This window comes from Mesorhizobium sp. M2A.F.Ca.ET.067.02.1.1 (assembly GCF_004023285.1).
Classification (GTDB): domain Bacteria; phylum Pseudomonadota; class Alphaproteobacteria; order Rhizobiales; family Rhizobiaceae; genus Mesorhizobium.
In genome coordinates, this window is record NZ_RZSB01001411.1 from 1 (window position 1) to 476 (window position 476).

The window sequence follows — 476 nt, forward strand, 5'->3', positions numbered from 1 at the left end:
GAAGCAGGTGCTCGCCTTCCCTGTAGAGCGTCTTGCCGCCAAGAGCCGCGCCGGAGGTGATCGCAATGGGAATGGCCCATTGACCGCCCGGAACGAACGAGACGATGGTGGCGGCGCCGGCGACGATGCCAAGACCGATGTCGGTGGCCTTGTCCCAGAAATCAACCTTGCGTGCGTCGGCGATCTCCACCTCGTCGAGCGAGAACCCATCGGCGCCGAGCTTCATGTCGCCGCCCTTGGCCAGGATCAGCTTGCCGTTCTGGCTGAAGATGCGGTTCTCATGCTGGAATTCGTCGAAGCTGCCGTAGTATTTGCCGGAGCTGTCGACATAGCCGATTTCTTTTCCATCGTTCTTGATCGCGAACAATGCCGTCGACGATTCCATCCCGCCATCCAGCGAGAAGATCGGCACGACCTTGACCTCCGCGTTTTCGCCGGCACGGTCGGTGATCTCTCCGGTAACCTTCGTGACCCCC

The 476-nt window shown here is 60.9% G+C and carries 1 protein-coding gene; it reads right to left on the bottom strand.

Annotation, left to right across the window (positions count from 1 at the left end; all coding sequences use genetic code 11):
* The coding region (locus tag EOA28_RS39400) for a hypothetical protein (protein ID WP_189342432.1) at positions 1 to 476 on the bottom strand (476 nt) is incomplete at both ends.